Genomic DNA, 20,899 nt, shown 5'->3' on the forward strand with positions numbered 1-20,899 from the left:
GTTTTTTTGTTAGAAAATCTCCATCAATTTATCTAATTCTTCAAGCGTGAGTTCGTCATCTCCAAGATCGCTCGGGGTCAGTTCGCCCCCATCCCGCTCTAAGCAATGATCGATCAATTGCAGCAAATAAGTTTTAAAGCTTGCGGCGACAGCGGCGACGGTGCTTTCTTTATATTCGAGTGAATGATAAGCGATTGACATTGTCAAAATACCGTCTTCGATATAGCCGACGATGTCCAGCGCATTCGGTTTTTCCGTTTCCGGGCTGAGCGGATCGCCGGATGGCAAAGTTGATCTCGTGAACAGACCCGAATCCGCCATCTCTGTAAACTGGCCCAAATAGTTGAAGCTGATATCATGCTTGATCGGCTTCGCCTTTTTGCCTTCTTCGGTCAAATAACGATAAATGCCATAGCCGATTCCTTTATTCGGAATGTGGCGCAATTCTTCTTTGATCTGTTTGATTTGATAGCCGATATCCCCTGAATGGCGCATTTGAATCAGCGCCGGGAACTGGCTTGTAAACCAGCCGACCGTCCGGGAAATATTCAAGCCGTCTATGATGTCCTCCCGGCCGTGTCCCTCTAAGCAGATGATAAAGTCTTCCTGCCCCGTCCACTCTTTCAGCGCCAAGCCCAACGCCGTAAGCAAAATGTCGTTCATTTCCGTGTTATATGCTTCATGAACTTTTGTCATCAACTGTTCCGTTTCTTCTTTTGAGAGGGAAAACTCAGCCGTTTTCGTATGGCGCATCCGCTTGTCCTCTGCTTCATCGTCTTTCGGGAGCGCTGCCGTCTCCGCCTGTTCGATTTCCTGCCAATAGCCGATTTCTTTTGCGAAAGCTTTTGACCCTGCATATTCTTCCAGGCGAGCCGCATATTCAGCAAAAGAGTGCGTCTTGTCTTGAAGAATAATCGGCTCCCCTTTTTCAGCCTGGGCGTACCCGGCGGCGAAATCCTCAAGGAGGATTCTCCATGAGATTCCGTCCACAACGAGATGATGAATAACAATGAGAAGATGATCGCCTTGATCCGTTTTAAAGATCGCCGCTTTCAAAAGCGGGCCTTCGGTTAAATCGATACTGCTTTGAATCCGGTTTGATGCCTTCAACACGGCAGCTTCAAGTTCAGCGCCCGATTCATTGAAGCGGATGACTTCAGGGCGAACCGCTGTTTCTTCCAGCCCTCTGTTGTACTGAACAATCCCGTCTCCATTTCGTTGATAAACCATGCGAAGTGCGTCATGATGTTCGATCAGCTTGCTTAAAGCCTTGCCTGCCGTTTCCGGGTCGAATCCCGTTAAAGCGTGAAGCATGACCGACTGATTCCAGTGATGCTCGTTCGTAAATCGGCGCTCAAAGAACCAGCGCTGAATCGGCGTCAATGTGACTTCCCCTTCGACAGGTCCTTGATTGATCGGTTTAGCATCGGCCCATTCAATATACGAACTGATCTCTCCGATCGTCGGGTGCTGAAACAAGTCCTTCATCTCCAGCTTCCATCCGTGCTGCTGAAGCCGGCTTGCCATTTGAATTCCTTTGATCGAGTCTCCGCCGAGCGCGAAGAAATTGTCTGTGATCCCGATTCGGTCTATACCGAGAACCTCCTGCCAAATGTCCGCCAACAGCTGTTCCGTTTCTGTAAGCGGCGCTTTGTATTCGGCTGTCTGCGCTTCGACGTCAGGCTGAGGCAGCGCCCTTCGGTCGACTTTTCCGTTCGCCGTAACCGGAAGCTCTTTAAGCTGCACCCAGAATGACGGTACCATGTAGTCCGGGAGCGTCTGCGCCAGCTTCCGGGCGAGGCTTTCTGTATCAAGCTGTTCATTCGCAACGACATAGCCGCACAGCGCTTTGTTGCCGCAGGCGTCTTCGATGTCGGTGACGACGGCTTCCTGCACTTCGGAGAGCCGCGCGAGCTGGACTTCGATTTCAGAAAGTTCGATCCGGAAGCCGCGGATTTTCACCTGCTGGTCGATTCGGCCGATGTACTCAAGCCGTCCGTCTTCCAGCCATTTGACCGCGTCCCCCGTCCGGTACATGCGCTCGCCCGGCACAAACGGGTCTTCCGTAAAACGCTTCGCCGTTTCCTCTGGCTTGTTCAGATAGCCGCGCGCAAGCCCGCGGCCGGCGATGCACAGCTCACCCGCGACACCGACGGGCTGGACTTCGTTGTTTTGTCCTAGCACATACGCCCGCGTATTGGCGATCGGCTTTCCGATTGAAAGCATTCCTTTATCAGGATCAATCGCCGTGCTCGTCGCGACGACCGTGTTTTCCGTCGGTCCATAGTTGTTGACGAGCGTGTAGGAGCGTTTTGCGATCCGTTTCAGCTTGTCTCCGCCCGTAAGCAGCACGCGCAGCGACTGGTTGTCCAGCTCCATGAACTGTTCGCACAACTGTGTCGGCAGGAACGTGATCGTTATTTTGTTCTCTTCAAAGTATTGATTTAAGCGCGTAATATCCATCCGGGTCGCTTCATCAATGATGTGAAGCTCCGCTCCGGCGATCCAATACGGGAACATCTCCCAAACGGAAGCGTCAAAGCCGAAGCCGGCATATTTCGCGCTTTTGTCCTGTTCGGTGACCTTAAAGGCGTCATTATGCCAATAACACAAATTCACAAGCGACCGGTGTTCGACCATGACGCCTTTCGGCTGGCCGGTCGTGCCCGATGTGTAGATCAAGTAGGCCAGGTTGTCAGACTGTGTACCTGCCTGTGGGTTCACCTCATCGTCTTTTGTGATTTCTTCGCTCAGCATCGAATCGAGAAGAAGTGTTTCACCGCTGAATTCTTCAGGTGCGGCTAAGTTTGTTTGCGTCAGAAGCAGCTCTGCGCCACTGTCTTTCAGCACGTATCTGATCCGTTCAGCCGGATAGCTAGGATCGATCGGCACATAGGCCGCTCCCGCTTTCAAAATCGCGAGCACGCCAGCGGCCATTTCAAGCGAAGGCTTGACCATGATCCCGATCCGCTGTTCAGGACGGGCTCCTTTTTCGATCAGCAGCCGAGCCAGACGGTTCGCCCGTGCGTTCAGCTCTTTATACGTCCACTTCACGCCGTTGTACACCGCTGCCCCACGGTCAGGCGTGCGGAGAACTTGCGCTTCGAACAGCTCATGGATCGTTTTGTCCTGCGGCACAGCCAGTCTCGTCTCATTCCAATTTTGGACGATTCGCCGTTTTTCTGCTTCATCCAGAAACGAAAGCTCTGAAAGGCGGGCATCCGGATTTTCGGCAACCGCTTCGAGCAGATTGACCCAGTACCCGCGCCAGCGCTCGATCGATTCATGCTTAAAGAGAGCTGTATTGTATTCCATTTCAAAAACGAGAAGTCCGTCCTCTTCCGCCGCTGTCAGCGTCAGGTCAAACTTCGCGGTCTGATGGGCAAAATCATACGGCTTGAGTGTGATCCCTTCCATTGACAAGTCCTTCAAATCGGCATTTCGCATTGAAAAGACGGCATCAAACAATGGGTTTCGGCTCATGTCGCGCTGGATGTTCAGCTTCTCGATGAGTTCTTCAAACGGGTAATCTTGATGCTCAAACGCGCCGAGCGTCGTTTCTTTCACTTCCTCAAGGAATGCAGAAAACGGCTTGTCTCCTTCAGGACGCGTTCTTATTGCAAGCGTATTGACAAACATGCCGATGATCCGGCTCAAATCAGTATGCGGCCGCCCGGCAGCCGGAGAGCCGACAATGACCTCGCTCTGTCCGCTCAGTTTGGATAAAAGCGCGCTGTATGAGGCAGCGAGCACCATGTATAAAGTGCTGTCCGTTTCCTTGGCCAGTTTTCTCAGCTGCTGGACAAGCTCCGGTTTCAGCGCAAAGCTGAGACGGCTTCCTTCAAACGTTTGAATAGAAGGACGCGGATAGTCTGCCGGAAGCGTCAAAACAGGCAGCTCGCCGGCCAGCTCCTTGAGCCAGTATTCCTCCTGCACTTTGTGCCGTTCTGTCAGCAGATGCTGCTGCCATACAGAAAAGTCTTTATACTGAATCCTCAGCGGTTCAAGCGCCTCTCCCGCATAAAGCTTTGTCATTTCATCGATCAGGACGCTGACAGAAGCGCCGTCTGAAATGATATGATGCATATCCACAAGCAAAAGATGTTTTTCTCCCGTGAAACGTATGATGCTCATTCTAAATAACGGGGCTTTTGTTAAATCAAACGGCCTGATGAATTCTTTAATCAGCTTTTCCGCTTCTTGTTCATCTGCATCGATGACATCAATGGTCAATTCCGCAGCTTCCCAAATCCGCTGAACAGGTTCGCCGTCCTTGATTTCAAATGTCGTGCGGAATGCTTCATGGCGCTTGATCAGCATTTGCGCGGCAGACTCGAGGCGCTTCAAATCAAGCTTCCCTTCAAGCTGGAGAACGGCCGGCATGTGATAGCTTTTCTCAGCGCCTTCAATCTGCTGTAGGACGTACAGCCGTTTTTGCGCCGAAGATACCGGGTACGTTTCCCGGTCCGGCACCGCTTCAATATAAACGGCTGATTTTTTCTCAGTTTTTTCCGCAGCCTGCGCCAGGGTTTCGATTGTCGGCGCCTGGAACAAATCTTTCAGCTGCAGATCAACATTCATCTCTTGCTGGATACGGGCAATGAGCGTCATTCCGATTAAAGAGTGTCCGCCAAGTTCAAAGAAATTGTCATGCACACCGATTTTCGGTACATTGAGCACCTCCTGCCAAAGATCGGCAAGCTGTGCTTCTGTTCGGCTCCTTGGCGCCGTATATTCCTTTTGCGCGGCCTGCGTGACATCCGGCTCAGGCAGCGCCCTTCTGTCGACCTTTCCATTGCCTGTGAGCGGAAGCTCCTGCAGCTGCATAAACACGGACGGAATCATGTAGCCCGGCAGACCTTCTGCCGCATATCGGCGAAGCTCTTCACTAGAAAGCTCCTGATCGGCCGTAAAGTAAGCACAGATCATTTGATCTCTCTTCCCGGTGTCAACAGCAAGAACAGCGGCTTCCTGAACCATTTCATGTGTGAGGAGATGGTGCTCGATTTCGCCCAGCTCGATCCTCTGTCCGCGAATTTTGACCTGATGATCAATCCGTCCGATAAATTCGAGACATCCGTCGGCAAGCCATCTCGCCATATCGCCCGTCCGGTAAATCTTCTCACCGGTTTTGAACGGATGTTCCGTAAACTTTTCAGCCGTCAGTTCAGAGCGGTTAAAATAGCCGCGGACAAGGCCGTCTCCGCCGACGCACAATTCTCCCGCAACCCCTGCCGGCTGTACATTGCCGAATGAATCAAGAATCAGAACCTCCGTATTGCTGACAGGCTTTCCTATCGGTATAGCCTGCGCATCGTCCGGCACTTCGTTGACTGGATAATAGGTTGTAAAGACAGTGCTCTCAGACGGGCCGTACATATGAAGCAGCCGTCCTTTGCCAACTGTGTTCAGAGCTCTTCTGACATGATCGACAGATGCACGTTCGCCGCCGAACAGAACCCTGCGGAGTCCCTTCAAACTGTCCGGCCGCATGTCTGTCAGCAGATTGAATAATGCGGTCGTGATCATTAAGACGGTAACCTTTTCTTTTTCAAGTACATGTGCGAGCCGGCTCATATCAAGAATCGTGTCTTTTGGAGCTATCACCAGCTTGGCGCCGTTCAGCAATGAACCGAACACATCAAACATAAAGGCATCAAACACGTAATTTGAAATTGAAAGAACGATATCGGATGTCATCACATCCAAGTAATTTGTGTTTTTTACCGTACGCAATATATTCCGGTGAGAAACCATATTGCCCTTAGGCGTCCCAGTCGTTCCGGATGTATACGTTAGATTGGCCATTGCTTCCGGTGAAATCGGAAGGCGCAAATCAGACGCATCTCCCAGATAAAGGTGTTCATCCTCAAGAAATAGAATGTCGCCGCCAAATTCAGCCGCCTCAGCGAACGGCTTCATCGCCTTTTGTGTTAAAAGAACCGCCGCTCCGCTGTCCTCGAAGAAATGTTGCACACGTTTTTCAGGATGATCCGGATCGATCGGCACATAAGCAGCGCCAGCTTTCAGCACAGCGAGAATGCCGATGACCATTTCAGCCGATCTGGCGGTGAGAATGGCTGCCGTCGTGCCGGGCTGCACACCTCTTTCGCGGAGGCGCCTCGCCAATTGGTTCGCTTTCCGATTGAGCTCACCGTATGACCATACTTTGTCTTCAAATTGCAGGGCGGGATGTCCGCCTCTTTCTGCCGCCTGTTTCTCAAATAGCTGAACGATCGTTTTCTCCCGCGGATAATCGCTTGCCGCGGGGTTGAACGCGACGAGCTGACGATTCGTTTCCTCTTCTGTCAAAAGGCTGTACTCGCCGATTCTGCGCAGCGGATCAGCCGTCATGCCCTCCAGAAGGTGCAAATATGCTTTCAGCATCCTTTCTGCCGTATCTTTTTTAAACAGCTTCGTACTGTAATCCAAATCGAGAATCAATTCTCCCTGCTCTTCTTTCGCCTGCAGCGTCAGGTCGAACTTTGCAATATTGAAGTTCGTTTCATAAATCGAGAGGTGCAAATCGCCGAGCATCGGAATGTCTTCCCATGCATTTTGCAAAATAAACATCGTGTCAAAGACGGGATGACGGCTTAAATCGCGCGATGCACCAACCTTTTCCGCAAGCCGCTCAAACGGATAATCCTGATGCTCAAAAGCGTCGATTACCGTTTTCTTTACATCATGCAGGAAGTCTCTGAACGTTCTGCCCGACTCCACTTTTGAACGGATCGCCAGCGTATTGACAAAGATGCCGATGATTCCTTCCAGATCGGAATGTCTGCGGCCGGCCGCCGGCGTTCCGACGATCACATCTTCCTGCCCGGAGTACTTTGCTAGCAGCATGTTGTATGCGGCCAGCATGACCATATACAATGTCGCGCCGTTTTGCTCTGCCAGCACGGCTAATTTTTCTTTCATGTCTTTTGGCAGGACTGCGGATACCCTGTCTCCTTCAAAGCTTTGAATAGACGGCCTCGGCTCATCCGTTATCAGCTGCAGTACGGGAAGCTCTCGGGCGAACACGCTTTGCCAATAAGCCTCTTCTTTTTGAAAACCTTTTTGTGCCTGCGTCCTTTGCCAGAAAGCATAATCTTTGTAATGCAAATTCGGCTCCGGCAGTTCTTCCCCTTTATACAGTGCGGCCAGCTCATTCAATATGATCGAAATCGACACGCCGTCAGACACAAGATGATGCATATCGAACAACAGCACATGTCTGCCGTCTGCGAGACGGACGAGACCGGCTCTCATCAGCGGAGCTTTGGCGAGATCAAAGCGGCGGACAAAAGATTTTGCCATTTGTTCGATCGGCTTCCCATCTGCTTCAACCTTCTCAATCTTGAACTGAACCCTTTGATGAATATTCTGTCTCGGCTCGCCATCGACAACTGTAAACGAAGTCCGCAGCGCCTCATGCCTGTCAATCAGTTTTTGAAAAGCAGCTTCAATGCGCTGAACATCGAGGGTGCCCTCAAGCATCGCCGCGGCCGGCATATTGTAGCCGACTCCGGCATCCTCCAGCTGGCTGACGATATAAATTCGCTGCTGCGCCAATGAGAGAGGATAATCGTCACTTTCCGGCGCCGGTTCAATTACCGTGTATCCGTCTTTCTCCGCTTCAGAAACAAAGCCGCTTAACGCCGCCACTGTCGGTTTTTCGAACAGGACTTGCAACGGAACCTCGACACCGAAAGCTTTATAAATTTTTGCCAGCATGGCCATCGCTTTGAGAGAATGGCCGCCCCGTTCAAAAAACTGGTCGTGGATTCCGACTTGTTCAGTTCCGAGCACTTCCTGCCATATACCCACCATTTTTTCTTCATATTCATTTCTCGGTGCCGCATACTCTGCAGTCCCGCTGACAGAGACTTCATGGCGAAGCAGCGCTTTCCGGTCGACTTTGCCGCTTCCCGTCAGCGGTATTTCATCAAGCTCGACAAAGTGGGAAGGTATCATATAGTCAGGCAGATGCTTGGATAAATGCTCCCTCAGCCCCTGAAGGTGAATTTCCCCGCTTTGTTTTGGCACGACATAAGCGCAAACCTCAAGGCTGCCGCCGGTTTCGGGCCGCGCGAGGACAACTGCTTTTCCGACAGCAGGGGCTCCTTGCAGCACCGACTCTATCTCGCCAAGCTCGATCCGGTAGCCGCGGATTTTCACTTGATCGTCTTTTCGGCCGATGAAATCAACCGTACCGTCAGGAAGCCAACGTACTGCATCCCCTGTTCGATACATGAAACCTCCGGGGACAAACGGGTCTTCCAAGAACTTGTCTGCGGTCATGTCAGGTAAGTTCAAATAGCCTCGGCCGACTCCGTCTCCTGCAATATACAATTCCCCTTCGACACCATCAGGAAGGAGTGCACCGTTTTCATCCAAAATATAAAAACGGTTGTTTCCAATCGGTCTACCGATCGGGACATAGGCCGTATCGCCTTGAAGATCTGCGTGGTTTGTCATCGTAAAAGAAGAAGCATCCACACAAGTTTCAGTCGGGCCGTAAACATTCGTAACAGCAGGCACGGATTCAGCTGTTTCTGCAAATAATTGAAGCAGCCTTTCCGTTGCGGCCCTTGATAATGCCTCTCCTCCAACAAGCATATGCCTCAGTTTGACACCTGAAAGATCATCGGCAGCAGACAAAAGCTGCAAATGAGCCGGCGTACCGTCTGACACATCGATTTGATGGCGGCGGTAATAATCCGATAAAGCGCGTCCGTCGGAAACCGTCTTTTTCGGTACGATGTACAACGTTTGGCCAAGCAATAGAGACGTAAAAATCTGCTGAACGGAAGCGTCAAAATGAAACGGAGCCAGAAGTGCCAGCTTCAAATCATCCTGATCATATGCACCAACGGCCTGCTGAAGCCCTCTTACAAGGTGGTGGACCTGCCTGTGTTCAATCATGACGCCTTTTGGACGGCCCGTTGTCCCGGAAGTATAAATGATATATGCAAGGTGCCCGGCGCCTGCCTCTGAAGACGGATAACCGTTTTCCCACGATTCAGAAAGCGCTTCGCTGAACCGCACAGTTTCGGCCGTTTCAAAAGTCAGCCCGCTGTCTGTGATAACCGCTTTGACCTTTGAATCCTCCAGCATAAAGCGAATTCTTTCTTTCGGAAATCCGGGATCGATCGGTACATAAGCTCCGCCGGCTTTCAAAACGCCCAGCATCGCCGTAATAACCCGCTCTGACCGCTCCATCACTATCGCAGCCGGAGCGTCAGGCCCGATGCCTCTTCTTCGAAGCGCCCTTGCCAGACGATTCGATTGTTCATTCAGCTCACGGTACGAAAGTTTTTGTCCTTCATATACAACGGCGGTTTTTTCGGGATGATCGGCTGCTTTTTGTTCGAATAAACCGTGCAGGGTCATGTTCTTGTCATATGCGATGGTTTGGCTTGATGCACGCTTTAACAGCCGCTCTTTTTCAAATGCGGGAACAATCTCCAGTTCAGCGATTGTTTTTTGCGGAAACAACAGGGCATCTTCAAGCAGCGTCATCAGCCGTTCATATAAAACGGCCATTTCTTCACAGGTGAAAAGCTCCTCCCTGTAATCAAAATCAATCGCAAGCGTCCCTGTGTCCCATCTCTCTTTCACGTGAATGGAAATATCGTTTACTTCACTGCCGCTGAAAATCGGCTCGGTAAGAAATGACAACGTTTCTTTCCGCTGCCATTGCATAACTTGATATTCCAGTGAGACGGCGAACAATTTGCTGACATGCGGCTGTCTTTCCCGCAAATCATTAATCAGCAGATTGTACGGATACTTTTGATGCCGAATGATCTTCAGCTGATCTTTCATTCTTTCCTGCACAAATGCACTAAAGTCCTGGTGTACATCAATGGAGGCTTTCATTGGAATCGTCGATACGAACATCCCGAGCATCTGTTTTTCTTTTGCATTTGTCCGGTTACCCATAAATGTTCCGAGAACGACGTCTTTTTGTCCGGTTATCCGGTGCATATAAATGTGCAAAATGGATAAGAACAGGGAGAGTACACTTATGTTATGTTCCTTACAATACGTTTGAATTTTTTTATACAGGGCAGGGGAAATCTCTTTTGAAAAGCGGGCTGCATCCAATTGGCTCTGATACGTGTCGCTCGCCTTTAACGATACGGGCTCCGGAATCACTTCATATTGTGCGTTCCAATATGCTTTATCCTTCTGGAACCGCTTCGAATTTTCATACTCCAATTCACTCTGAATATGTTCCGTAAATAATGACTGAACAGGTTCGAGGCCGGTTTCCCCTTTAGCAAGCTTCAAATAAATGTCTGTAATGCGGTTGCCCAAGATCGTCATCGAAATACCGTCGGAAATGATATGATGAACTTTTGCAAAAAACCAGCTTTCTTCCTCACTAATGCGAACGACGGCAAATTTAAACAGCGGACTTTCATACAAAGGCAGGGGTCGACGCGCCTCAGCTTGTCCCCATTTAAGAACGCCGTCCGCTCCTCCGATTTCTGAAGCGTCGAAATATTCAATCCGGAAAGGTTCGTCTTCCGCTATATATTGCTTCGGCTCATCCCCTCCATCAAACAACAGTCTGAATCGCATGGTTTCATTTGTACGGACAAACTGGCGAATGGCTTCAGTCAATAACCCGGAATCGATTCCGGAGGCAGATTTTAATTTTCCAAAGCCGCTCAAATTTGAAACACTTGTGCCGGGATAGAACTTTTCAGTGTACCAAATTCTCCTTTGAGCATGTGTCAGCGGGTAACATGTGTTTCCCATTTTTTATTCCTCCTTTATCTTTTGCTATGTATGACGATGCGAACAGCCAAGCCGCAATGCAATGTTGCGGTATTGCGATGAGCGAAAAACGCTGTCACAGATTTGTCATTTCCAATAAAACATTATTTTGGAAATAAAAAAGAAAAGAGTCCACCCGAATAAAAACGGGCGAACTCCCTGTTTATTCGGCAACCTGTCAACCGTAGCACCGTCAGTACCTTAGGCCATGGCTTTGCGTCCCTGCGTTTCCGCAGGTTTGCCTTTATCTGCTTTTATTGCTATAAATTCATTTTCTGCTCACAGTTCACTTTAAATGAAAATTTTGTTTTTTTCACCGAAAAATAGGTGAAAAGTTTCATGCGGGATGCCGAATGTTATCCATGAATGTTAATGCGTGATACCGAAATTGACAAAAAAATATGCGGGAAAACGAAAAAAACCGCTTAATTCCGCAAAAAATTCCAAATCCTAGATAAAGAATATATTAAAATATTAAAAAAACAGCCTTAACTTCATGAATAAATCATGAAAATCCGTTAAGGCTTAGGCGTTTTCTTTTACAATGTTCATTCAAATAAAACGTTTCTTTTACCCAGCCGTTTAAACTAATACGAGAAAAGACAAACAGCTTGCGAAAACATTGAAGCAGAACGGAAAATCACTGAACTGTCTCCTCCTAAACGGTATCTTGAAATACTTTCGGCGTTCCATACAAAAAAGCAGGCTGAGTTTCGCCTGCTACACGGTTTTTGAAAGCCCGATCGTCCGCTCGATGATGATCAGCGCGATCACTGAAACTGTGATAAAAATAACCGAAATCGCATTAACACTCGGATCAAACGTCTGGTCAATATAGCTGAACGTGCGCACCGGTACAGGCGTGACAGCAGGTGAAGAAACAAACAGACTGATTGATACTTCCCCGAATGACGTCACAGCGGCAAAAACGGCTCCCGCAATGATTCCCGGTTTAATGAGCGGCAAGGTAACATGAAAAAAGGTATACCATGGACCTGCGCCGAGATTCATGGATGCCAGTTCAAGCTTCGGATCCACGTTCGCCATGCTGACCCCGACCGTCCGTAAGACATACGGAAGGCTGATCAGCATATGCCCGGCAGCCAGGCCGGCAAATGTGCCGTTTACCCCAAGCATTGTCAATAAATAGAGAAATGACACGCCTAATGCGATTTGAGGAATCATCAACGGCGATAAAATAAAAGCCTGAATGCCCTGTTTTCCAGGAAAGTTCAGCCGCGCCAATGCATAAGCTGCAACTGTTCCGAGGATCACCGCAAGAGGCGTTACAACGAGAAGCAGCATACCGCTGACCCAAATCGATTCCATCCAGCCGCTGCTGCTGAAAACTCCGGCAAACCAGCGCAGCGAGACGCCGGATGGCGGGAACTTCGGATATTCGTCCGGGCTGAAAGCCGACAGTATAATCACAAATACAGGCAGCGCCAAAAAAAGGTATACCAATAAACCCGCCGCCCAAACGCACACATCAATCCACTTTCCCCCAGACAAACGGCGCAATTGTCTACCCATTTATTCTCGCCTCCCAACGCTTTTGGAAAAAGCCAAGGATTCCAATAACCACGCTGACAACGGCCAATAAAGTAATCGACATAGCTGCTGCAAGAGGAAGATGAAAGACTTGCATGACCTGCTGATAGATTGATAACGGCAGCAGCGGCTGCATCCTTCCGCCGACGAGAAGAGGCGTAATATAGCTTCCGGCCGAAAGCGAAAACACGATCATTGCTCCTGTCAGCAATCCTGGAACCGTCATTGGCAAGGTCACGAAAAAAAATGTCCGCAGCCTCCCCGCTCCAAGGCTCATCGAAGCAAATTTAAGATCCGGTTTCATTTCGTTTAAAGAACCGGCAAGCGGCAGCACAGCAAACGGCAGCATAACCTGGACATATGCGATGATGACGGCGTTCATATTCCATAAAAGCGGCAGGGGCTTTTCAATCAGCTTCAAGCTGATAAGCGCCTCATTGACGATCCCGTTTTGCGAAAGCAGCACAATCCAGGAAAACGTCCGAATGACAACACTGGTCAGTAAAGGAGAAACAAGCAATATATAAAACAAAGCCCGCAGCCTGCCGGTCGGCGCCTTAACGAGTAAATATGCCGCCGGATACGCCATCACAAGGCATAATACAGTGGTCTTCAACGCCGTCCAAAGCGTTATACCGATTGTTTTCAAATAAATGTCCGAAGAGAACACTTCGACATATTGAGAAAAACTGTACGTATCGAGCGTATTCATCATAGCGTCCACGTCTCTGAAACTTAATAACAGCAGCAGAACAAGCGGCAACACGAGAAAAACGCCGAGAAATAAAAGGACGGGAACAAGCAAAACCCAATAAAACCGTTTTTGTTCAAGAGCACCCATCTGCATCCTCCTTTACATCGAGCGGAACAAAATCGTCCGGATCCAAAGAAAGATACACTTGATCCCCCGCCTTCGGCAATCTTGGAAATTGAGGATCGGGCGCCTGAATGATCCATTCTCCTTTGAAAACAGCGGCTTTCAGCCTGAGAGCATGCCCGGCATAACTGACTTCCGTTATCGTTGCAGGCATTTCAATCAGCCTGTTCTTCTGCTTCTCGAAAGAGACTGAGATTCTCTCGGGCCGCACCATGAACAATACAGAGGATTTTTTTAAGAGATTCCGGCTGATTTCAAAAGTCAGCGGAACACCTTCATATATTTCAAAATCGACCGCTTCATAGCCATAAACGCCTGATGAAGGCTGTATCTTCGACGCACGCGCTTTCAGCAAATTGACCTGTCCGATAAATTCGGCGACAAATTGATTAGCAGGCGTGCGGTACACGTCCAACGGAGTGCCAAGCTGCTGAAGCCTGCCGCAGCCGAGGATTCCAATTCTGTCTGATAAGCTTAAAGCCTCCTCCTGATCGTGCGTCACTAAAATCGTTGTAATACCGACGCGCTTTTGGATGCTGCGCAGCTCCGTCTGCATTTCTTTTCGAAGTTTCGCATCCAAGTTGCTCAGCGGCTCGTCTAGCAATAGCACAGACGGCTGAATCGCCAATGCCCGGGCAATCGCCACCCGCTGCTGCTGGCCCCCGCTCAGCTGACGGGGCATGCGATTAGCAAACGCTTCAAGCCTGACAAGGGCGAGGCTTTCCATCACCCGTTCTTCAATCTTGCGGCGGGGCCATTTTCGAACTTTCAATCCGTATGCAACATTGTCAAATACGCTGAGATGCGGGAATAAAGCATAATCCTGAAAAACCATTCCAATATGTCGGTCGTATGGCGGCAAATCAGTTACATCTCTTCCTCCTATATATACAAACCCTGACGTCGGTTCAAGGAACCCGGCAATGATATGAAGGAGCGTTGACTTTCCGCAGCCGCTCGGACCGAGGAGAGAGAAAAATTCCCCTTCTTTGACTTCAAGCTGTACGTCTTCCAATGCGATGGTGTTTCCGAAATGCCGGCTGACATGCTGAATCTGAATTGCGCTCATGTTTGTCACCTATTTTCCGCCAAGTACTTGATTCCAGCGATTTGTCCAATCGCCTAGATCTTTTGCCGCGACTTCATAGTCAACCCATTTTAAATTCCTGTAATAGTCCTCCCCTACTTTAATCTTTCCTTTTAATTTATCGCTGTATTTCACTTTTTTATTGGCCATGCCGTAAAATGTTCTATCGGCAAAATCTCCTTGCACTTTTGGACTGAGCAGGTGATTTAACAGCTTGTATGCGTTATCCTGATTAGGGCTTCCTTTCATCAAAGCCCAGCTTGCAACTGCTGCGACGGCACCTTCCTCGGGATATGCAAATCCCAGGTCAAGACCGGCGTCCTGCAAAGAAAAAGCGCGTCCGTCCCAAAACGGGACAACCCATGCATCCCCGCGTTCCAAAAGCGTTTGTATCGAGCCCGGATTATCGGGATAGGCTGTTATGTTGTTCTTTAAATCCGTCAAACTGTTGAACGCTTTATCCACGTCTTTCCCATTTGACTCCAGGCCGCCCTGGGCATTGATTAATCCTACAAAAAACTGAAGTCCCGCCGAATAAGCCGGCGATGATATGGCCACATGACCTTTATAGCTGCTGTTCCAAAGATCCGTCCAGCGTTTAGGCTCCTGCGGTACAAGGTCCTTTCGGTAGACAATTCCGAGCTGCCCCATACTGAAACCGGCCGCATACTGCTTTCCATCATCAGTGAAGCGTTTCTGAACGGAATGATACAGATCGCGGACATTCGGAACCTTTTCCTGATCAATCGGCGCCAGTAATCCCGCCGACTGTGCCCTGTGAATCGTATCCGGCTGCAGGATTAAGAGATCATACGGAGCATTTCTGCCATTTGCAGCTTTGAGCTTTGTAAACCACTCAGAGTCTGTCCCTGCGACGACTTTGACCTTCAGCCCTGTTTCTTTTTCAAAAGATTCAAGGCTAGGCTTAATATGTTTTTCCCAATCGCCTCCATAGACGCCGATAACGACTGTATCTGATTGTTTGCTTTCCTGACTACCTTTTCCGCCGCAGCCCGAAAGAAGGAGCACCGCTACAAGAGACAGAATAAATAAAGCAGAAATTTTACTTTTCATTGTCATCTCACCATTCCCGTGTTATTTTTGCCAGCCAGTTTTTCCACAGCGGCCGCAACATCGCCTTTGCTGATCGAACCGTTATGTTCTTTTGAAAAATAACGGTGGACTAGATGTTTAACATGTGATCTTTGATGAGCCGGAAACTGTCGCAGAATCCGGGCCAATGTGCTGCTGGCTTCCTCTGTCCAGCACCGTTCGTATTCTTCTCTAGCAAGCCCGAAATCCCAATGTTTCCGAGGTTCGCCTGCTTTCTTTTTTCTGATTTCAGCTGTTTCTTCCAGATCAATAATGAATGAGCCTGCATCGTTTTCTTTTACAGCAACGCCGTATTGATGGTATGCCGCTTCCGGGCTCAGCAAGCCCGATTCAACTTCCCTCAAAATCGATTCAGCTTCCCGGCTGTATGGATCTCCCCAGCCTCCGCCGCCAGGCGAATGAATGCTGATAACATCCCCTTTGTTGAGCTTTAAAACGTCGATCTTCGAAATCGTTTTCTCCTGAGGCTGCTCCGGATAAAGACGCACCCGTCCGAGCGCTCCTGCCGTTCCCCCGGCGAGCCCCCACGGATGAAATCGCATTCTCTCCATCCCTCTTGCGGTCACAATCGATTCTGGCGCCGTCGCTTCAAACTCCAGCCCGATTGCATGGCCGCCCCTGTGAAAACCGGCTCCGGCGGTATCTTTAATCAGTTCATAGCGGCGGACATGGATGTCAATGTGCTGTTCAAGGCTTTCAATCGGCGTATTTTTCAAAAATCCGGATGCATGGTCAATACCGTCTGCTCCGTCCATGTCATGCTGGCCGCCTCCTCCGCCTCCCATCGGTTCGACCACAGACATCTTCCGGCCGCCCTTTGATTCGTCGGGAACCGACAGTACGACAATCGCTGACTGACCGGCGCCTGCTGCAGGCACAGCTTTCGGAAGCGCCTTGGCCAAAGCGCCCAGTACGGCATTATAAAGTCTCATCGTAATCGAATGACGAATTCCGACGGCCGCTGGATATTCCGGATGAACCAGTGTACCTTTCGGAGCGATGACTTTGATCGGCCTTGTCAGTCCCCCGTTAACCGGAATATACGGGTCTTCACTTATGATAAAGTTGATCAGGCCCTGAAATAGAAATGAATGTTTGCTTCCATTAGTGACAAGGTTAAATGCGGTTTTCACCTGGGGATCACAGTCTGAAAAGTCCAATGTGATTTCCCCTCCCGAGACGTTTGCCGTAACAGCTAAGCGGATCGGAACGTCAGAAATCATATCGTCATCAAGATAGTCTGAAAAACTGTATGTGCCTTCCGGAATCCCGCTGATAACCCGGCCGGCTCTCATCGCTGCTTGTTCGAGCAAATCATCCATTCCTTGTTGGACCGCTTCTTTTCCAAACTTGCCGACCATCTCTGTCAATCGGTTCTCCGCCGTATTGACCGCGGCCACCATCGCATGAATATCCCCTTCATTTAAGTCGGGAACCCTGCTGTTTGCCCGCAGCACATTCAATATATCGCGATTTTCTCTTCCCGCTTTGTAAATTCTCACCGGCGGTATCCTCAGGCCTTCCTGATGGATGTCTGTCGCTGTCGGCGAAATGCTTGCCGGAACAAGGCCGCCGACATCGCTGCAATGGACAAAACACCACGCGTAACTGATGACCTCGCCCTCCATGAAAATCGGCTTCACTACATGTATATCAGGCAAGTGGGTCGCTAATCCGTCCGTTGTATAGGGATCATTTGTGAGGATAATGTCTCCCGGTTCAAATGGGCCGCTTTCTTCGATGATCCGTTTTAATGAAAGGCCTAAAAAAATCGTGACGCCGACCGTTTTCGGATAAACGAAAAACTCCCCTTCCGGCGTCGCAAGCGCAGTAGCGAAATCAGCTGACTCTTTTACAAATGTGGTAAAGGACGTCCGTTCAATAACGTGTCCCATTCCCGCGGCTATCGCGTTAAAGTAGCTTCTCATCATTTCCAGCCGGGCAGGATCTGTGCGCATGGTCAGCTCTCCTTCCGTTCAATGATCAAATTTCCGGCATGATCAGTTTTTCCGCTCCAATTTGGCAAAATCAGCGTCGTTGTATCATCTTGCTCAACAATGGCCGGCCCATTTATTCTCTGACCGCACCTTAAATCTGAACGTTGGTATACAGCGGTTTGATATGTACCGCCTTTTATGATGATCTTTCTTTGGCTGACCGGTTCAGCCTCGGGCAGCTCACTTCGGCCTCCTTTTCCGCCTGGCGGCTTCGGTGTCTTGCCTATGATGCGGACGCGTATATTCATCAACTCAATGCTTGCTTTCTCATCGCTGTGTCCATATTGCTTTTCATGTAAGAGGTGAAAGGAGTCCGCGATTTCACTCGTGCTTTTGCCTTCCAGGCATTCCGGTGAAACAAGGAGCTCAATTTCGTATGCCTGACCTTTATAACGGGCATCAAGCAAGTAAAGAAGAGAGGTTTCCGGCAGCATCTCCGCCTGCTGTTTCCGCAGCCATGTTTCCGCTTGCTCTTGCAGCCTTACAAACTCCGCTTTTAACTCGGCCGTTTTTATTTGTTCAAGCAGCACCTGTCTTGAACATACAGCATCATAAATAAAATCCGCCGTCAGTGCGCCCAAAGCGGACAAGGTTCCCGGATGCGGCGGGATCAGCACATTTTTGGCCTGAATTTCCTCCGCTAAAAAATTAGCAGTGACCGGTCCTGCGCCTCCAAAGGCCATGAGGCTGAATTCACGCGGGTCAAACCCGTTTTGCTCCATAACATTGCTTAGTTCCGTGTACATATTGGCAAGCGCAACCTGAATCATCTGATCCGCGGCCTGCTCCACATCTGTGCCTAAATATTTGGCAACCGGGAGGAGCGCTTTTTCGGATCTTTCCCGGTACAGTTTCATATTTCCTGATGCAAACCGGTTTGGATTTAAATAATGACATATAAGAAACGCATCTGTAAGTGCGGCCTTTGTTCCTTTTCCGTAACAAGCCGGCCCCGGATCAGATCCAACTGACTCCGGTCCTACTTTCAAGAGACCTCCGCTGTCAATCCATGCCACCGATCCTCCGCCAGCACCGATCGAATACATCGCTACAGACGGAATCGTAATCGGAAATCCAGAGATTTGATTTGACTGTGTAAAAGTCGGCTCCCCTTCTTCAACAATCGAAATATCCGCGCTAGTTCCTCCAACATCAAATGTGATGATATTCGCCTCTCCGGCGGTTTCCGCCGTTCTGATGGCTCCGATGACCCCTGCTGCCGGTCCGGAAAAAAGCGTTTTGACAGGTGCCTCGGCAGCCGATTCAATGTCCATCAGTCCTCCGTTAGACTGGGTGATAAACGGCTGTGCTGAAATTCCTTCCAGGGCGAGCCTCTCTTTCAGCGTTCGAAAGTAGTGATGGACATTCGGTTTGATGTATAGGTTTGCGACGGCAATAACCGTCCGTTCGTATTCCCTCATTTGCGGCCAAAGCTCCGCAGACGTTGCAACCTCAAGCTCAGGTGCTATTTGTCTGATCCGTTCTGCAGCCTGGCGTTCATGAAGCGGATTCCGATAGCTGTGCAAAAAAGAAACAACGATTCCTTTTAATCCTTTTCTTAAAACTTGTCCAACCGCCTCATCGATCTCTTCCTTATGGAGCGGCAGCTTTTCAGAGCCGTCATAAAGCATTCTTTCTTGAATGGGAAACACGTTTTTCCGGGGAATAAGGGGCTCCGGCATTCTCGATCTAAAATCGTACGGTATCGGAAGCCGGAGGCGTTGAAGCGAAAGAATATCACGGAAACCTTCGGTTACGAATAAAGCAATATCAGCCCCTTTGCGTTGTAATAATGTGTTCAAACCGATTGTCATGCCGTGTACGAAGTGATGAATTTCTGAAGGGTGAACACCCTGGGTCTTCAAGAGAGCCAAACCGTTGATGATCCCTTGGGCCGGATCTTCGGGAACGGTCGGCGTTTTAACTGCGGTCATGCTCCCGTCCGCCTGGTTTAACAATGTAAGATCGGTAAAAGTTCCTCCAATATCAATTCCAAGCCGATAACCTTCTTCATTCAATCCCGATCCCCCCCTTTTAAAAATATCCTTTTTTAAAAATATTTTACTATTATACTAATCAAGCATGAGAAAGTAGTCAATTATGTTTAATTACAATATTCCGAGTCTTTTTTATTTAATATTTAATTTTAAGATACCATATCATCACATTTTCAATTGTGTTGTTCACAGTATTTCACATTTTTAGTTGTCTGCTTTTCTTCAGTCTGACGACACAACTCCGCCATAAAAGGGACTAATTAACTATTAAATCAAAAGTCTCCTATCACGACAAAAAGCCTAAAGAGCTTACAAATTTGATCACAAAGATTCATTTTCATGGATATTCAGGATTTATTGCCCAATCCCATGTGACAAAGTGGTACACTCTGTACTAAATAAGTCGCAGGAAGGGCAGATTTCCAATGAAAGTCTACGAAGCGGAAACCCTATTATCAGCTATGAAGCAAAGATCTGATGAATATAAAAACTTGAGAGAACAGCTCGTCAGCTTAAAACAATCGTTAAACAGCATCGCAGAACTTGATGAGTTCCAAGGAAAAGGCGCCGATGCCATTAAAGCGTTTTACAGAGACCAATCAGGGATCGTAGACGGCTGGCTGGATTTAGCTGATATGCAGATTCAGTTTCTGAATGGTGTATCTGCTGCCGCCGAAAATGCCGGACTTTCAGAGGACACATTCGTTGATGTTCAATTTCTTGAACAGGAGCTTGCAAATGTCCACATTCACTCTCAAAACATGGTCTCTGCACAGCAACAAGAACTGTCGAATATTTTAGGACAGATTGATGATTTAATATCGCTACAGCCATTCTCTTCCGATGAAATCAAACAGCAGCTCGATGCTGCAAACCAAAACAGAAAAGACACGATTAAAGCTGTCGAGGATCTTGACGGGCTGCTCAAAAGAGAATACTCGGCCTCTGAGCAAATTCAGCAAATGATCCAGTCCGACTACTCCGCCTTGATCGACGCAACAGGAAAAGGGAAAAATGCATCTCCGCTAAACTACAATTCACATATCTATCAAAACAGCGAAGTCTACAAACTGAAACAGCGTATGCATCAAGAGGCTAGAAGCTACATCGCAAATAAACAAAAACAGTATGAAACAAAAAAAGCCGAAAAAGCAGAGGAACTTTAGGCTTTCAAATTGTTTAAAACCCCGTTTTCACAACGGGGTTTTTTGTTCATCTTGTCAAAACGTCTCCGTCTTAACCGATATGTATATACTGGTGAAACAAAAGGGGGAATGCAGTAAAAGAGAAAACGATTTAAATTGAAAATGGGGACAAAAATTAATCTTCTCGCGTTGACAAAATCCCAAAACGACTTTTAGTTTTGGGATTTTGTCATCCTTTCAGCGTGACCCTCATCCCTTGTAGTCTAAGAATGCCGAGCATCGGAGAAGACTTTCACAGGATATAATGACGCGGTATTCAGGCAGGACGCCTCAGAACGTCAGCCTCCCGATCCTCC

Annotated in this window: 8 protein-coding genes and 1 riboswitch; of the genes, 1 reads left to right on the forward strand and 7 read right to left on the reverse strand. The window is 48.8% G+C overall.

The window, feature by feature from the left end:
- Positions 1–9: 9 nt before the first annotated feature.
- From licA to M1D90_RS20145, 7 genes are all read right to left on the reverse strand, one after another.
- The gene (licA, locus tag M1D90_RS20115; RefSeq protein WP_456283008.1) at positions 10–10,758 is read right to left on the reverse strand and encodes a lichenysin non-ribosomal peptide synthetase LicA; all 10,749 of its coding nucleotides are present in this window, start codon (positions 10,756–10,758) and stop codon (positions 10–12) included.
- 184 nt (positions 10,759–10,942) lie between these two features.
- A riboswitch (cyclic di-GMP riboswitch) is annotated at positions 10,943–11,029 on the reverse strand.
- A 467-nt stretch (positions 11,030–11,496) separates the two neighbouring features.
- Positions 11,497–12,309 (reverse strand): ABC transporter permease, encoded by an 813-nt coding sequence (locus M1D90_RS20120; RefSeq protein ID WP_023855666.1) that lies wholly within the window; start codon positions 12,307–12,309, stop codon positions 11,497–11,499.
- A complete protein-coding gene (locus M1D90_RS20125; protein ID WP_020450103.1) occupies positions 12,302–13,168 on the reverse strand; it encodes an ABC transporter permease in 867 nt (288 codons plus the stop codon). The genes M1D90_RS20120 and M1D90_RS20125 overlap by 8 nt, the downstream gene beginning before the upstream one ends.
- Positions 13,155–14,273 carry an ABC transporter ATP-binding protein gene (locus tag M1D90_RS20130; RefSeq protein WP_020450102.1) on the reverse strand — a complete coding sequence of 373 codons (1,119 nt, stop codon included), beginning with the start codon at positions 14,271–14,273 and terminating at the stop codon, positions 13,155–13,157. Before M1D90_RS20130 ends, M1D90_RS20125 begins: the two co-directional genes overlap by 14 nt.
- Positions 14,274–14,282: 9 nt before the next feature.
- Positions 14,283–15,371, reverse strand: coding sequence for an ABC transporter substrate-binding protein (locus tag M1D90_RS20135; protein WP_020450101.1), 1,089 nt, complete (start codon positions 15,369–15,371; stop codon positions 14,283–14,285).
- Positions 15,368–17,362: a hydantoinase B/oxoprolinase family protein gene (locus M1D90_RS20140; RefSeq protein WP_456283009.1), complete on the reverse strand. Its 1,995-nt coding sequence runs from the start codon at positions 17,360–17,362 to the stop codon at positions 15,368–15,370. Before M1D90_RS20140 ends, M1D90_RS20135 begins: the two co-directional genes overlap by 4 nt.
- A gap of 2 nt (positions 17,363–17,364) precedes the next feature.
- Positions 17,365–19,419, reverse strand: a complete 2,055-nt coding sequence (locus tag M1D90_RS20145; protein ID WP_456283010.1) for a hydantoinase/oxoprolinase family protein — start codon at positions 19,417–19,419, stop codon at positions 17,365–17,367.
- Between the two features lie 404 nt (positions 19,420–19,823).
- On the opposite strand from M1D90_RS20145, the gene M1D90_RS20150 reads away from it, so the two are divergent.
- Positions 19,824–20,564 (forward strand): ribonuclease YeeF family protein, encoded by a 741-nt coding sequence (locus tag M1D90_RS20150; protein ID WP_268509504.1) that lies wholly within the window; start codon positions 19,824–19,826, stop codon positions 20,562–20,564.
- The last annotated feature ends 335 nt before the right edge of the window (positions 20,565–20,899 follow it).

This window comes from Bacillus sp. JZ34 (genome assembly GCF_053903205.1).

What these genes read in the sequence shown, in the direction of transcription:
- licA (WP_456283008.1), bottom strand. Translation starts at nt 10,758, where the DNA reads ATGGGAAACACATGTTACCCGCTGACACATGCTCAAAGGAGAATTTGG.
- M1D90_RS20120 (WP_023855666.1), bottom strand. Translation starts at nt 12,309, where the DNA reads ATGGGTAGACAATTGCGCCGTTTGTCTGGGGGAAAGTGGATTGATGTG.
- M1D90_RS20125 (WP_020450103.1), bottom strand. Translation starts at nt 13,168, where the DNA reads ATGGGTGCTCTTGAACAAAAACGGTTTTATTGGGTTTTGCTTGTTCCC.
- M1D90_RS20130 (WP_020450102.1), bottom strand. Translation starts at nt 14,273, where the DNA reads ATGAGCGCAATTCAGATTCAGCATGTCAGCCGGCATTTCGGAAACACC.
- M1D90_RS20135 (WP_020450101.1), bottom strand. Translation starts at nt 15,371, where the DNA reads ATGACAATGAAAAGTAAAATTTCTGCTTTATTTATTCTGTCTCTTGTA.
- M1D90_RS20140 (WP_456283009.1), bottom strand. Translation starts at nt 17,362, where the DNA reads ATGCGCACAGATCCTGCCCGGCTGGAAATGATGAGAAGCTACTTTAAC.
- M1D90_RS20150 (WP_268509504.1), top strand. Translation starts at nt 19,824, where the DNA reads ATGAAAGTCTACGAAGCGGAAACCCTATTATCAGCTATGAAGCAAAGA.